This is a genomic window from Chryseobacterium tagetis, assembly GCF_016735585.2.
GTDB lineage: Bacteria > Bacteroidota > Bacteroidia > Flavobacteriales > Weeksellaceae > Chryseobacterium > Chryseobacterium tagetis.
The window spans coordinates 835,413-850,054 of record NZ_JAERSE020000001.1 but is presented as its reverse complement, the minus strand read 5'-3'; the positions used below and the strand labels follow the sequence as shown (position 1 = coordinate 850,054).

The 14,642-nt window shown below is 34.1% G+C and carries 11 protein-coding genes; 6 read left to right on the top strand and 5 right to left on the bottom strand.

The annotated features are described in order from the left end of the window. Positions 1 to 16 precede the first annotated feature (16 nt). From JI747_RS03685 to JI747_RS03670, 4 genes are all read left to right on the top strand, one after another. Positions 17 to 1,195: a thiolase family protein gene (locus tag JI747_RS03685; protein ID WP_225686354.1), complete on the top strand. Its 1,179-nt coding sequence runs from the start codon at positions 17 to 19 to the stop codon at positions 1,193 to 1,195. 54 nt (positions 1,196 to 1,249) lie between these two features. Further along, the gene (locus JI747_RS03680) at positions 1,250 to 1,615 is read left to right on the top strand and encodes a four helix bundle protein (protein ID WP_225686789.1); all 366 of its coding nucleotides are present in this window, start codon (positions 1,250 to 1,252) and stop codon (positions 1,613 to 1,615) included. Between the two features lie 122 nt (positions 1,616 to 1,737). After that, on the top strand, positions 1,738 to 3,516 hold the full coding sequence (locus JI747_RS03675) for an acyl-CoA dehydrogenase family protein (protein WP_225686353.1): 1,779 nt from the start codon (positions 1,738 to 1,740) through the stop codon (positions 3,514 to 3,516). A gap of 311 nt (positions 3,517 to 3,827) precedes the next feature. After that, positions 3,828 to 4,121, top strand: coding sequence for a hypothetical protein (locus JI747_RS03670; protein WP_225686352.1), 294 nt, complete (start codon positions 3,828 to 3,830; stop codon positions 4,119 to 4,121). Between the two features lie 35 nt (positions 4,122 to 4,156). Here JI747_RS03670 and JI747_RS03665 read toward each other — a convergent pair whose 3' ends face one another. Then, the gene (locus JI747_RS03665) at positions 4,157 to 4,927 is read right to left on the bottom strand and encodes a response regulator transcription factor (protein WP_225686351.1); all 771 of its coding nucleotides are present in this window, start codon (positions 4,925 to 4,927) and stop codon (positions 4,157 to 4,159) included. Between the two features lie 292 nt (positions 4,928 to 5,219). Between JI747_RS03665 and JI747_RS03660 the strand changes: the two genes are divergently transcribed. Further along, on the top strand, positions 5,220 to 5,666 hold the full coding sequence (locus JI747_RS03660; RefSeq protein ID WP_225686350.1) for a phosphohydrolase: 447 nt from the start codon (positions 5,220 to 5,222) through the stop codon (positions 5,664 to 5,666). 93 nt (positions 5,667 to 5,759) lie between these two features. On the opposite strand, the gene JI747_RS03655 is transcribed toward JI747_RS03660, so the two are convergent. Then, the gene (locus JI747_RS03655) at positions 5,760 to 6,476 is read right to left on the bottom strand and encodes a DUF2490 domain-containing protein (protein WP_225686349.1); all 717 of its coding nucleotides are present in this window, start codon (positions 6,474 to 6,476) and stop codon (positions 5,760 to 5,762) included. A gap of 75 nt (positions 6,477 to 6,551) precedes the next feature. Beyond that, entirely contained in the window at positions 6,552 to 8,363 is a 1,812-nt protein-coding gene (locus tag JI747_RS03650) for a TonB-dependent receptor plug domain-containing protein (protein ID WP_225686348.1), read from the bottom strand. 228 nt (positions 8,364 to 8,591) lie between these two features. Here JI747_RS03650 and uvrA point away from each other — a divergent pair, with 228 nt between their 5' ends. Beyond that, on the top strand, positions 8,592 to 11,378 hold the full coding sequence (gene uvrA / locus JI747_RS03645) for an excinuclease ABC subunit UvrA (RefSeq protein ID WP_225686347.1): 2,787 nt from the start codon (positions 8,592 to 8,594) through the stop codon (positions 11,376 to 11,378). 73 nt (positions 11,379 to 11,451) lie between these two features. Here the strand turns inward: uvrA and JI747_RS03640 are convergent, their stop codons facing one another. Both JI747_RS03640 and JI747_RS03635 read right to left on the bottom strand, forming a co-directional pair. Then, positions 11,452 to 13,284 (bottom strand): T9SS type A sorting domain-containing protein, encoded by a 1,833-nt coding sequence (locus JI747_RS03640; protein ID WP_225686345.1) that lies wholly within the window; start codon positions 13,282 to 13,284, stop codon positions 11,452 to 11,454. A 382-nt stretch (positions 13,285 to 13,666) separates the two neighbouring features. Next, positions 13,667 to 14,581 (bottom strand): helix-turn-helix domain-containing protein, encoded by a 915-nt coding sequence (locus tag JI747_RS03635; RefSeq protein ID WP_225686344.1) that lies wholly within the window; start codon positions 14,579 to 14,581, stop codon positions 13,667 to 13,669. Positions 14,582 to 14,642: the final 61 nt, after the last annotated feature.

Below are 14,642 nucleotides of genomic sequence, written 5' to 3'. Positions count from 1 at the left end.
ACATCAATACAAACAAATGAAAACAGCATATATAGTAAAGGGGTTCAGAACTGCCGTTGGAAAAGCTCCAAAAGGAAGTTTAAGATTTACAAGACCCGATGTAATGGCGGCAACCGTAATTGAAAAATTAATGGCTGAACTTCCACAATTAGATAAAAACAGAATTGATGACCTTATCGTAGGAAATGCAATGCCGGAAGCCGAACAAGGCTTAAATGTGGCTCGCTTAATCTCTTTGATGGGTTTAAATACAGACAAAGTTCCGGGAGTTACGGTAAACAGATATTGTGCATCAGGAAGTGAGGCGATTGCCATTGCGTCTGCAAAAATTCAGGCCGGAATGGCTGATTGTATTATTGCAGGGGGAACAGAATCGATGTCTTATATTCCGATGGGTGGTTACAAACCGGTTCCGGAAACGGATATCGCAAAAACTAATCCTGATTATTATTGGGGAATGGGTTATACCGCAGAAGAAGTTGCAAAACAATACAATATCACAAGAGAAGAACAGGACCAGTTTGCTTTTGAATCTCACATGAAAGCTTTAAAAGCGAATCAGGAAGGTAGATTTGCCAAACAAATTGTTCCGATCCCAGTTGAGTATAATTTCCTAGATGAAAACCAGAAAATGCAGACTAAAAAGTTTGATTTCTCTGTTGATGAAGGCCCGAGAGCAGATACTTCATTGGCTGGTTTGGCTAAATTAAGACCAGTTTTCGCCAACGGAGGAAGCGTAACTGCCGGAAACTCTTCTCAAATGAGTGACGGAGCAGCTTTCGTCATGGTAATGAGTGAGGAAATGGTAAAAGAATTAGGACTGCAACCCGAAGCAAGATTAGTCGCTTATGCTGCCGCCGGATTAGAGCCAAGAATCATGGGAATGGGACCAATCTATGCGATTCCAAAAGCATTGAAACAAGCAGGTTTAGAATTAAAAGATATTGAATTAATTGAGCTAAATGAAGCATTCGCATCTCAATCTGTTGCCATCAAAAAAGAATTAGGACTAAATCCTGATATCTTAAATGTGAACGGAGGTGCAATCGCTCTTGGTCACCCACTTGGATGTACAGGAACAAAATTAACCGTTCAGCTTCTTGACGAAATGAGAAAACGCGGAAACAAATACGGAATGGTTTCTATGTGTGTGGGAACAGGACAAGGAGCGGCTTCAATTTTTGAACTTCTTTAAAGACTAAAAAGAAAATAGACGGATAGATAATAGATTAAGACACACAAAGAAATGATGAATGATTTTAAAAGACACAATTTTAAAAAGCTCAAAATTTGGAAAATGGGTATGGAATTATCAAGAGAGACATTAGACCTTACCGATACTTTTCCAACTTATGAAAAATATGGGTTGAAAAGCCAAATGGATCGATGCTCAATTTCCATTCCTTCAAATATTGCTGAAGGTTCAAGCAGAACAAATAGGTCTTTTAGTCATTTTTTAGATATTTCTTTGGGTTCATCATTTGAATTGCAAACTCAATTGTTAGCAAATCATAGAAAATATTTATCTGATGAAAATTGCGAAATCTTTGAAATTAAAATTGAAGAATTTCAAAGAGCAACAATGGTATTTCAAAATATGCTTAATAAAGACTAAAAAGATAATAAACTGATAGAATTAGACAATAAAATGATTTTGATAAAGGATAAAAAGTCTATTCTCTATCCGTCTATAATCTAAAAGTCTCAAAAAATAATAAGAAAAAAATCAAATATTAAATGGGAAATATATTAAAAGGTGGAGAATTCCTGATCAAAGAAATTCCTGCAAACGAAATTTTCAGTCTTGAAGAACTGAGTGAAGAACAAAAAATGCTTCGTGATTCTGCGAAAGAATTTATCGATAGAGAAGTAATTCCTCATCACGATCGTTTTGAGAAAAAAGATTATGCATTGACAGAACAGACAATGCGTCAGTTAGGTGAAATGGGATTATTAGGAATCACAGTTCCTGAAGAATACGGAGGTCTTGGAATGGGATTCGTGAGCACCATGTTGGCTTGCGACTATGTTTCGGGAGGAAACGGTTCATTAGCAACAGCTTATGGAGCACACACAGGAATCGGAACACTTCCAACTCTTCTTTACGGAAGTGAAGAATTGAAAAAGAAATATCTTCCGGATTTAGCGACCGGAACAAAATTCGGAGCTTATTGTTTAACTGAACCGGATGCTGGTTCAGATGCCAATTCAGGAAAAACAAGAGCAAGATTGTCTGAAGACGGAAAACATTACATCATCAACGGACAAAAAATGTGGATTTCGAACGCAGGTTTTGCAGATACTTTCACTTTGTTTGCGAAAATTGATGATGATAAAAACATCACAGGTTTCGTAATCAACCGTTCAGAATTGGAGAATCCTGAAAGTTTAACTTTTGGTGAGGAAGAACATAAATTAGGAATCCGTTCTTCTTCTACCCGTCAGGTTTTCTTTAATGATATGAAAGTTCCTGTAGAAAATATGTTGGGGGAAAGAAACAATGGTTTCAAAATAGCTTTGAACGCATTAAATGTTGGTAGAATTAAATTAGCTGCAGCAAATCTTGACGGACAAAGAAGAATTTTAAATCACTCTATTCAATATTCAAACGAAAGAAAACAGTTTGGAGTTTCTATTTCAACTTTCGGAGCAATCAGAAAGAAAATTGCAGAAATGTCAACAGGTGTTTTCGTAAGTGAAGCAGGTTCTTACCGTTTGGCAAAAAATGTTGAAGATAAAATTGCAGAATTGGTTGCAGGAGGAATGGATCACCAACAGGCTGAATTAAAAGGGGTTGAAGAATTTGCAGTAGAAGCTTCTATCCTAAAAGTTTTTGTATCGGATCTTACTCAAAATACAGCTGATGAAGGAATTCAGATTTACGGAGGAATGGGATTCTCAGAAGATACTCCAATGGAATCTGCATGGAGAGATGCAAGAATCGGTAGAATTTATGAAGGAACTAACGAAATCAACAGGCTTTTAGCAGTTGGAATGCTAATCAAAAGAGCAATGAAAGGAGAATTAGATCTATTATCTCCGGCAATGGCTATCAGCAAAGAATTGATGGGAATTCCATCATTTGAAGTTCCTGATTATTCTGCATTCATGAGTGAAGAAAAATCAATTATTGCTAATCTTAAGAAAGTATTCTTAATGGTTTCCGGAGCTGCTCTTCAAAAATATATGATGGATATTGAAAAACAGCAACATTTATTATTGAATGCTTCTGAAATTCTTAACCAGATTTACATGGCAGAATCTGCAGTATTGAGAGCAGAAAAACACTTCTCTGCTGATTCAGTAGAAGCTGCAATGGCTCAATTAAACCTTTACAAAGCGGTTGAGAAAATCATCGTAGCTGCCAAAGAAGGAATTGTTTCTTTCGCAGAAGGTGATGAACAAAGAATGATGCTTTCCGGATTGAGAAGATTTACAAAATATACTAATCATCCAAATGTGGTGGCATTAACTGAAAAAGTAGCTGCTCACTTTATTGATAAAGGAGCTTATTAGTCTTTTACCATACAATTGATTTTTAAACGTCCTATTTTTTGGGACGTTTTCTGTTTTTCAAAAAAATGAATTTCAAATGTAATAATTGGACCTGCTGAGTTGTCTTATATAAAACAATTTAAACTTTTTATTTAACCACAAAAGACACAAAAGATTTATATACTATAAATTAAAGCTTATCATTAAACTGAAAAGTACACAAATCTTTAAAAATCTTTGATTTTTATTCTTTTGAGAATTTAGTAATATCTATATAAATAGCTTTTGTATCTTTTGTGGTTGAGTTTAAGTCCATTCAAAAAATATAGCTCATGAAATTATTATTGGTTCCCATTATATTCGCCTCTATTTCATTATCAGCTCAGAGTACAGAGAAAAAAGTGCCTTCTCTTAAACTTAAGAAAGATACTTTAAATATGAAAATTGTTGATAGTAGCACAACAAAAAAAGCCAAGCGAAAAAATATGTATACAATGCTTATTGTAAAGCCGGAAAATCTTGAGATGTATGCTTGTCTGAAAGATAAAAGAATAGATACAACAGAATATAAAATCTTAAATTCAACACCTCCTGGAAAATTGAAACTCCTTTCAAAAAAAAAATAAGCTGTTTTTAATTATAAAATATAGAGCACGAAAGCTTACAGAAAACCTTGAATTAATCCTTTTTTGATAAGTTCTTTGCTGTTTTTGCTTTTGGTTTTCTTCAGAATATTTTTGTGATGGGTACGAACTGTATGATAGGAGACAATGATCGTATCTGCGATTTCTTTGTCACTGTATCCTTTGATTAATAATACAAAAATTTCCAGTTCTCTTTTCGTAAGCCGATCGGTAATGTTTAAAGCAAACCATTCGGGGCGTAAGGTTTTTTGATAAAAATCGTGCCTTGTTCCGATGCCCGAAACGGTCACTACATAATTATTTTCATGCGAAAGATGCTGAATATTGGTATGAATATTTATAGTCTGCACCAGCTTCCCATTTTGATCTTTTAGCGTATGAATGGCTTGATGATGAAATAATTCGTACGTATTTTCTTTTGTTTTCATCCGAAAGCAGTATCCGGACTTCAAATTCATTTGATATTCAAATCCAATTTCTTTATACGTTTCTAAAGTCCAGGCTTCAGCTTCCATTACAAAAGCTAAATCATCCGGATGGATCAGATCTATAATATCTTTTAAATGTTGAGGATATGTATCTAAGCCGTGCATGAATAAAATATTATCACTGAAATTACTCAGAGTACTGTTTTCAACATGCAATGTATAGTAATAAAACGGGCCTAAAGTAAATAATTCAGCAATAAGCCGCTCTATTTCAGGAATACTTTCTACTACATGCTGATTAGATAAGACTTCTGGATACTTATCCCAAACATCATTCAGGATATGTTTTACAGGTTCCATAGACTAAGTGTTTATATAAAAATAACTAAAATTTTGTATAAAAATGAAAAACCTATATTTTTATTTAATGATTGGCTCCTAAAATTATGAAATTATTAATTAATTCCATTGGAATATCATGAAAATATGAATGCATTCTGATTTAATTTCACTAAAATAATTTTTGAAATTTTACATTTAATATAAGCGGAAAAAATCTCTATGAAAATTGTGTAAAACTGAAGAAAAAAATTAAACACAAATGTTTTGAAATGTTGAAGCATTTTTTATTTTTGTAATCTATTTCATTGAAATGACAAAAGAAGAACTGCTTCATAAAGCAATTAAAATAGCTACTAAAGCACATAAAGGACAAACCGACAAATATCACGCTCCTTATATAGCTCACGTAATGCGTGTGATGGAATATGGGAAAACTACTGATGAAAAAATAGTAGGCGTTCTACATGATGTTGTTGAAGATCATCCTTCCGAATTCAGCCTGGATTATTTAAGAAGTGAGGGGTTTCCCGAATATATTATTTTTGCAGTAAGTTGCCTTACGAAGTACGATCCGGAAGAAGAATATGATGATTTTATCAAAAGAACCGAAAGATCTCCTTTGGCTGTTGCTGTAAAAATGAATGATCTTCGAGATAATATGGATTTGAGAAGAGTTAATCGAGAGCTTACAGCAAGAGATATTAAAAGGTTCAATAAATATCTGAAAGCATACCGCTATCTGATCGAAAAATATTAAACTCAGATACAGAATCTTTACGTTATAAAAATAATTAAGGCATCAAGAAGTTTATTTCTTAATGCCTTAAATTTATGTGTTCTGTTTAGAAAATTAATCTGCTCCAGGATAATCAAACGTTTTCACCGGATGATTTGTACCGTCAATATTGATATTTAAAGCAAGATAGGTAAAATGTAAATTTTTGTTTCCTTTTGCTTCAAATTCTCTTTGCCAAAGGTATCCGGCTGCAATTCCTATATTGTTATCAATCTGATACCCGAATCCTCCGTATACTCTGTTTCTTGCAAAAGTAGGTTTCATTGGTGTTACGAAAAATACTTCGTCGTATGCATTTGCAAATACAGTCCCTTTTTTCACTTCTTTAGCATTTAAAGGAACACTCACGTTCAAACGGTAACGGTAACGCATTCTTTGTGAGCTTTTATCAGTCTGAGGTTCATAAAACCAGCTTTTCTCGGCACGAAAACGGTTTTCAAATTTTACGATGCCTTTTTTAATATCAATTACGTCTTGCAACCATACCCTGAATTCTTCTTTGTTGATTGCATGATCTGTATAGGTTGCATATCTCCCTAAACCAATGAATGGTTTGTGATTTTTAGTAAGATTATACCCAACTCCACCTTTTATCTCATAATAATCAGGGTAAGTAAAATCGTTAATACTTCTCATCTGACCTTCTGCGTAAAGGAAAAATTTCGGGTGAAACTTGTAAGTTAAAGTCAATGCGCCAAATCCGGAAATATGTTCCTGGGCTTTAATAAAGGTAAGGCTTAAAAGTAAACTAAGACTTAGAAAAAGTTTCATCTTGAAAAAATTTTTGCAAATGTAATCGAATTAACAATTTCGTAATATTAACTTTAATTCATCATCAATTAACATTTACTTAATATTGATACTATAGGTAAATCCAAGATGAAACCATCTTTTTGGCATTTTCACTCCAAACGTTTCAGTATATTCTGTATTCGTTATATTATTAACTAAAACATACACTGAAAAATCTTTTTTGGCGAAACTTATTTTTTCATCCAGTAAGTTGTAACTTCCATTATTTAATCTTTCATTGTATCTGTAAACAATTTCGTTGGTGAAGTTTTTCAGGAATTTTGTCTCCAGTTTTGCAATCACCTGATGTTTTAGATTATCTAATGTATACCTTGAAACAAGATCTTTTGGCTGTTTAAAATCATTATCCAGATAGGTATATCCGGCAGAATATTTCAGCCAGTTTAACACCTGATGATTTACTTCAACTTCTATTCCTTTTACTTCCATATCTCCCACGTTATTAGCGTACCAAACAAGGTTATTTAAAGCAATTTTCGTCCAGTCAATCGCATTGTTGGAATTCCTTAGAAAACCACTTACTTTAGCTAAAATACTTTTAGTCTGATACTGATATCCTACTTCTGCATATAAAGCGCTTTCCGGCTCCAAATTAGGATTTCCCTGCTCTGTTTTACTTACGTAATACAAGTCGGTAAACGTAGGAACTCTATGAACTTTTGAAATATTTCCATAGACTTTATTATTGCTGTTAAAGTTATATCCTACATCCAGCCCGGGATAAAAGAAATTCCCTTCATTAGAATAATTTGCCCATGAAATTCCGGGAGAAATATTAAGCTTCTTATCAAAGAATGAGAAATAATGCTCAAAGAAAACCTGGGATACAAATCGTTCTCTGTTTCCTAAATTATTACTTGCCAGAAATTCCTTTCTTAATTCCACTCCGATACCGGTGGTTCCCAATCCCCAATCATAGCTTGAATTCACTTCACCACCTACATTATTACCAATGTGCATATTTCTGTAAATCTCAGGTTTCTCACGGTTGAAAAGATACATATCCTGTCCTCTTCTCCAATATACATTAGAATTCAGTTTAAACTTTCCAAAGCTTTGTCTGTGAGCCAAACTTATAATAGAAGACTGAAGTTCTTCATACTGCTCTGTTGCCAAAGGAGATGAATAAAATCCGTTTGCTCCAAACTTTTTCTCTGAAAAACCTGCCTGTAATTTGATATCTCCGTCTTTTATTTTCAGCTGACTCTGGTAAAAAACATTCCGGATATCATAATCCGTATTATGCATATATCCTTGGGAAGAATTCGAACTCATATTTAATGAGTTTGAGAATTTCTCTCCTCCTAAATTAGCACTAAGTCCTAATCCATACGTTTCAAAATCTCCTGCTTCAGCATTGATCTTTACTTTTTTACCGGGATTAATTTTTGTAATGATATTAATTGCTCCTGCATAAGCATTTTGCCCAAACCTTCTTGCTGCAGGTCCTTTTATGACCTCTATTCTTTCTACATCTGCCAAATCAACAGGAATATTCAGAGAATTGTGACCGGTTTGCGAATCATTCATTCGGATCCCGTTGATAAGAAGGAGCACCTGTTCAAAAGAACTTCCTCTAAAAGAAACATCACTCTGCACTCCATTGGCTCCTCTCCTTCTGATGTCCATTCCGGCAACCTGCTGCAGCACTTCATCTATGCTTTTGGCGGGTGAATTTGCAATTTCTTCTTTTGTAATTACAGTAATATTTTGGTTGGCAGATTTATAGGGTGTAGAAATGAATTTTCCCTGAATTTCAATCGTTTCAATATCAGAAGTTTTTTCCTGAGCTTTTACAAAAAACACAGATCCAATAAGGAAAAGACTGCCTATTTTCTTAATCATAACGGTATTTACTTTTAAATTTTGGTCATTTTTAAAAGTCCCCAAAAGTAGCGGAGTTTACTTACATCACAAAATGATTGTTGTCATACAGTGTAAAAACATTTAAAATTAAACTATTTAAGCTATGAAAAGGGTAAGGTTATAAGTAAAAGATATCTGTTTAATTAAGAATTTTGTGATGCCAATATTCCCGTAAAAATTCGTAATTTTGTTAGTCTTAATTTTACTATGGCTTCAACTACAGATATAGATATTAAAAAACAGATTTTTGTTAAGAATGCACATCTTAATAATCTGAAACACATAGATGTACTCATCCCTAAAAATAAACTAATTGTCATCACAGGAGTTTCCGGAAGTGGAAAATCTTCACTGGCTTTTGATACCATTTATGCGGAAGGACAAAGACGCTATGTTGAGAGTTTAAGCTCTTATGCACGTCAGTTTTTGGGCAAATTAGAAAAGCCGAAAGTTGATGATATTAAAGGATTAGCTCCTTCCATTGCCATTCAGCAGAAGGTAATTTCTTCAAATCCGCGATCAACAGTAGGAACTTCAACGGAGATTTACGATTATATGAAACTTCTTTTCGCAAGAATCGGGAAAACATTTTCTCCGGTTTCAGGTGAAGAAGTCAAAAAAGATTCGGTTTCTGATGTGGTAGATTTTATTAAATCTTCTAAAAAAGATACTGCCTTTTTATTGACGGCTCCTTATGAATACGATATAGCGAATTTTGGAGAAAACTTAAATGTTTTAAAATTGGCTGGATTCACAAGATTGGAAATCAATGGAAATGTAGCCGGAATTGAAGATTTGGAAAGCTTTGGTTTTACGCCTGAAAAAGGAATGGAAATCAATCTGGTCATCGATCGTTTCTCTTATGAAGAAGATGAAAACTTCCTTCAAAGATTGGCAGATTCTATCCAGATGGCTTTCTATGAAGGCCGTGGTTATTGCGCTTTGAAGAATATTGAAACCGGAAAAATTAAAGAATTTTCAAATAAATTCGAACTTGACGGAATAGAATTCCTGGAACCGAACGTTCATTTTTTCAGCTTTAATAATCCTTACGGAGCGTGTCCTACTTGTGAAGGCTACGGAAAAGTAATCGGAATTGATGAAGATTTGGTGATCCCGAATAAAACATTGTCTATTTTTGAAGATGCCGTTGCTTCCTGGAAAGGGGAAACAATGAGCGAATGGAAAAAAGACTTCATTAAAAAAGCAAAAGACTTCCCTATTCATAAGCCTTATCACCAGTTAACCAAAGAACAGAAAACCTACCTTTGGAAAGGTGACGGAAGCAAAACATTTCCATCAGTAAATAACTTCTTCCAGATGCTGGAAGAAAATTTATATAAAATCCAGTATCGTGTGATGCTTTCCAGATACCGTGGGAAAACACTTTGCCCGACTTGTGAAGGATTAAGATTACGTGAAGAAACAAGCTGGGTGAAAATTGACGGACACAATATCCAGTCGATGATCGAACTTCCTTTAGATGAGCTTTTCCCGTTAATAAAAGACCTAAAGCTATCTGATCACGATCAGGAAGTTGCCAAAAGATTATTATATGAAATCACGACCCGACTTGAATTCTTATTAAAAGTGGGGTTAGGATATTTAACATTAAACAGAACGTCCAATACGCTTTCAGGAGGGGAAAGCCAGAGAATTAACCTTGCTACAAGCTTAGGAAGTTCTTTGGTAGGATCAATTTATATTCTGGATGAACCTTCAATCGGTCTTCACTCCAGGGATACAGAGAATCTGATCGAAGTACTACTGAATCTTCGTGATCTCGGAAATACTGTGATCGTTGTAGAACACGATGAGGACGTGATGAGAGCAGCAGATTACATCATTGATATTGGTCCGGAAGCTGGTTATTTAGGTGGTGAACTTGTTTTTGCCGGTGATTATAAAGAACTGAAAGACGCAGATACTTTAACGTCAAAATATTTGACAGGAAGGCTGGAGATTGAAGTACCTGCAAAGCGCAGAAAAGCCAAAGAATGGATCCATATAAAAGGAGCCCGTCAAAATAATCTTAAAAATATTGATGTAGATGTTCCGTTAGAAAATCTTGTGGTTATTTCAGGAGTGTCAGGAAGTGGAAAATCTACTTTAATGAAAGAAATTCTTACCAACGACATCCAGATCCAATTAGGAATGGGCGGTAAAAAAGGGGATTATGATTCAGTGGAGTTTCCAAAGAAACTTATCAAGCATATTGAGCTGATTGACCAGAACCCTATTGGGAAATCTTCAAGATCTAATCCTGTAACCTATCTGAAAGCATACGACGACATCAGAGATTTGTTTGCTAAACAAAAGGTAGCAAAAATGATGGGCTATAAACCTAAGCATTTTTCTTTCAATGTAGATGGCGGAAGATGCGATGAATGTAAAGGTGAAGGAGTCATCAATGTTTCAATGCAGTTCATGGCAGATATCGAGCTGGAATGTGAAGTTTGTAAAGGAACCCGTTTTAAGAACGAAATCCTTGAGGTAAAATACGATGAGAAGAATATTTCAGACATTCTTCATATGACCGTTGATGAAGCTTTAGAATTTTTCAAAGATAATCATGAAGATAAAATCGTTACCAAGCTAAGACCTTTACAGGATGTTGGTTTAGGATATTTACAACTGGGGCAGAGTTCTTCTACCCTTTCCGGAGGTGAAGCACAGCGTGTAAAGTTAGCTTCATTCCTAGTAAAAGGAGTTACCACAGATAAAACCCTGTTTATTTTTGATGAACCTTCTACCGGTCTTCATTTTCATGATATTAAAAAATTACTGAAATCCTTACAGGCGTTGATTGATTTAGGACATTCTGTAATTGTGATTGAACATCAGCCGGATATTATCAAAAGTGCCGATTACATTATTGATATTGGTCCGGAAGCCGGAAAATATGGCGGTGAAGTAGTTTTTACAGGAACCCCTGAAGATTTGGCAAAGAATAAAAAATCACATACCGCGAAGTATGTAGCAGAGAAATTATAGAATATAGTTTAATACATATCTAAAAAAGGAAGCAAAATTTGCTTCCTTTTTTATTGTTTTATAGATCTTTACATTATTTTACAGTCATTTTAAAAACTTTAATCTGCTCTGCTTTATCAGAAAGAACCTGAAGTATATAATTTCCTGTTGAAAGCCTTCCTTTCATTTGAATGAAATTAATTTTATTTTTTTCCAATTTTTGTTCTGCGATTAATCTTCCGGACATATCTAAAAGCTTAATGAAAGTTTGCTTTTCTTCAAGGATATTTCCTTTTAAATAATAATTTCCATTGTTGGGATTATCATAAAGTACAAGATCTGCAGACTCTGTAGCTTCAGATGTCGAGAGCGCTTCTTTTGAAACAAATTTTGCAATATAACCAAAAGGCTGCTGAACGGATGGATTGATCATGGTTGGGAAAGCTCCGTTGGAAGTTCCTATCCCTGTCGCAGCTCCTGTTGTACCATAAATAATAAAAGAACCATCATTTAAAAATTGAGGGATAATATATTCTCCCCAGAAACTGGTTCCCGGTCCGCCATAATATGAACACCACATTCTCGCACCTGTATCGTCAAACTCAGCAAAGTACATATTCGTCCAGTTTGGCGATGCATTAGGAATCGTAGTTAAAAAAGCATTTTGAGTAGAGATATTATCTGAAGCTCCATATTGATTACCGGTGACAATAATTTTGTTCTCGTAAACAGACAAGTTATTGAATCCTAAATTAATATCATAGCCATTGGTTCCGAAATAAGTACTCCAGACCCTGTTTCCTGTAAAATCAAATTTACTTAAGAAAAGATCTCCGGAACCCGTCATTTGCGGTTTAAAAGCTCCGTTTGTTGCGAAATAAGTTGGATAATTTGTATCTGAATTTTCGCCGGACACATAGATTCCTGTAGAACTTACTTCGATACCATAAATTCCTACTCCGGTGTAAGTATTTGAAGAGGTAGGAGTTCCGTAAAATGTACCCCATTCTTTTTGTCCTGTTGTACTATTGATTTTAGTAATCAAGTTTTTAGCATTTCCTGTAGACTGAAAAGTACCTGAATCGGTATAACTTCCCGGCATTGAAGGAGCATATTGCGAAGCAGTGTAAATATACCCTTCATAGTATTCGTAATCAAAAATAGGAGGAGAATAAGTTGCCCATACTTTCTGTCCTGAACTGTTAAGCTTTACCAGATAGCTATTTGTTCCTACAACTGTAGTAACCTGATAATTGATGAAATTTTCAATAAACACCCCTGAAGTAGTAAGATCCGGAATGTTTTCATCTGTAGATCCCTCCAGATATACATTGTTATCCTGATCAAATCTGAGCATCATTGCTCTTGATGAATTTGTTTTAGGAAGGTAGGTTGTCCATAATAAAGTTCCGGAAGGAGAATATTTTGAAAGAGTAAATGTTTTATTTGAAGGTACATTCTGATTTTGAGTTAGCCAAACCCCTGGAGTAGAAAGGTTATTTACAATACTATTATATCCTTTCAATACATATTTATTATTCTGCGGATCAACGCCTCTTAGAATTTCAAAATTACTGTTTGTTGCCGTATCAGAACCTTTATAACCTGCATAAGTCATCGCTCCCGAATTTCCGAATACCGCATGATACAGATTTATATTATAAGAGATATCACAATTATTTCCTCCTAACACAAACTGATTATAATAGCTGCTCTGATACCCACTCTGTATAGTGGTCTGTGAGTTGGTATAGATATTATTTTGAGAATCATGAAATATATTTGTTCCCACTTTGTATTCATCAGATAGTAAATTTCCGGTACCCCCTACGTACGTTCCCCATGCTCTGTTGTAGGGAAATGAGATTTGAGCATTTAGTAAATATGATGAAAAGATAAAAGAAACTAAAATAAAAATTTGTCTCATATGTGTGAAATTTCTCAAATGTATAAAAATTTAATTGATTCACAATGGAATAGATAAATTACTGAGTACTATTTTATGAAAATCTTTGTGGAAGGGATTATTCTAGGCAATTCTACCAGCACACTTTATCCACAGTAAATTGTTAGTAACTTGTTAACTTTAACATTAAATTAATGTTTTGCATTAAAATTATTACTACATTTACTATGTAATAAATCTGAAATGAAATCAATTTTTGCTTTTTTCAGTTTTGAAATTGCAATTAAATTTATAAAAATTTAAGCACAGCATTGTCGGCTGTGCTTTTTTATTGTTGTCTAATTAAAAAAATGAGATGTTTTTATCTACTGAATCCGTTCCTAAAGAACGGATTCTTTTATAACTAGTTGAATGACTGCTTATAACTCAAAGGAGTCATATCTGTTTTCTTCTTAAATAACTTATTGAAAGACTGAGAATGTTCAAATCCTAGTTGATAAGCCACTTCAGATATAGAAAAATTGGTCGTAGTAAGGTAATCTTTTGCTTTTTCTATAAGTTTTTCATGAATGTGTTGCTGAGCATTTTTACCGGTCAGATTACGAAGCATATCACTTAGATAATGTGATGACAGATGTAATTCGGAAGCTAAAAAATCTACCGTAGGCAGTCCTTGTGTAAGAGTTTTCTGAGAATCAAAATAGCCTTCTAAAAAATCTTCCATTCTGGAAAGAAGGTCATGACTCACTACTTTTCGGGTAATGAACTGTCTTTTATAAAAACGATTGCTGTAATTCAATAGAACTTCCAGATAAGAAATAATAACATCCTGGCTTATATCGTCAATAGCCGTATTCAGTTCTTCATTAATATTATTCAATATTCCGACAATTAAAGTCTTTTCTTTTTCGGATAAATGCAATGCTTCATTCGTATCATAAGAGAAGAAGCCATACTTTTTGATGTTCTTTGCTAAAGGATAATTCCTTAAAAAATCAGGATGAATAAATACAGTATATCCAAAATATTCGGCATTTTCGTCTGTTGTCAGTACCTGATTTGGAGCGGTAAACATCATTCCGCCTTCATTAAAATCATAATATCCTTGTCCGTACCCCATCTTTCCGTTTTTTGAAAACTTATAAGAAATCTTATAAAAACCTAGTGTGAAACTTCGGTCAAGATAACATTTATCGACGCTCATCTTTGTATTATCTACCAGGCTTATTAGTGGATGAAGCGGTTTCGGAACGTTCAGTATCTGATGAAGTTCTGAGATCGATGAAATCTTTAAAGGAGAATAATCTTTCTTTTCCATAATTAAAGGTATTAAAAAGAAGTGAAATGTGTATTAAAGCCTGAATGTCTCATTCGTTAAT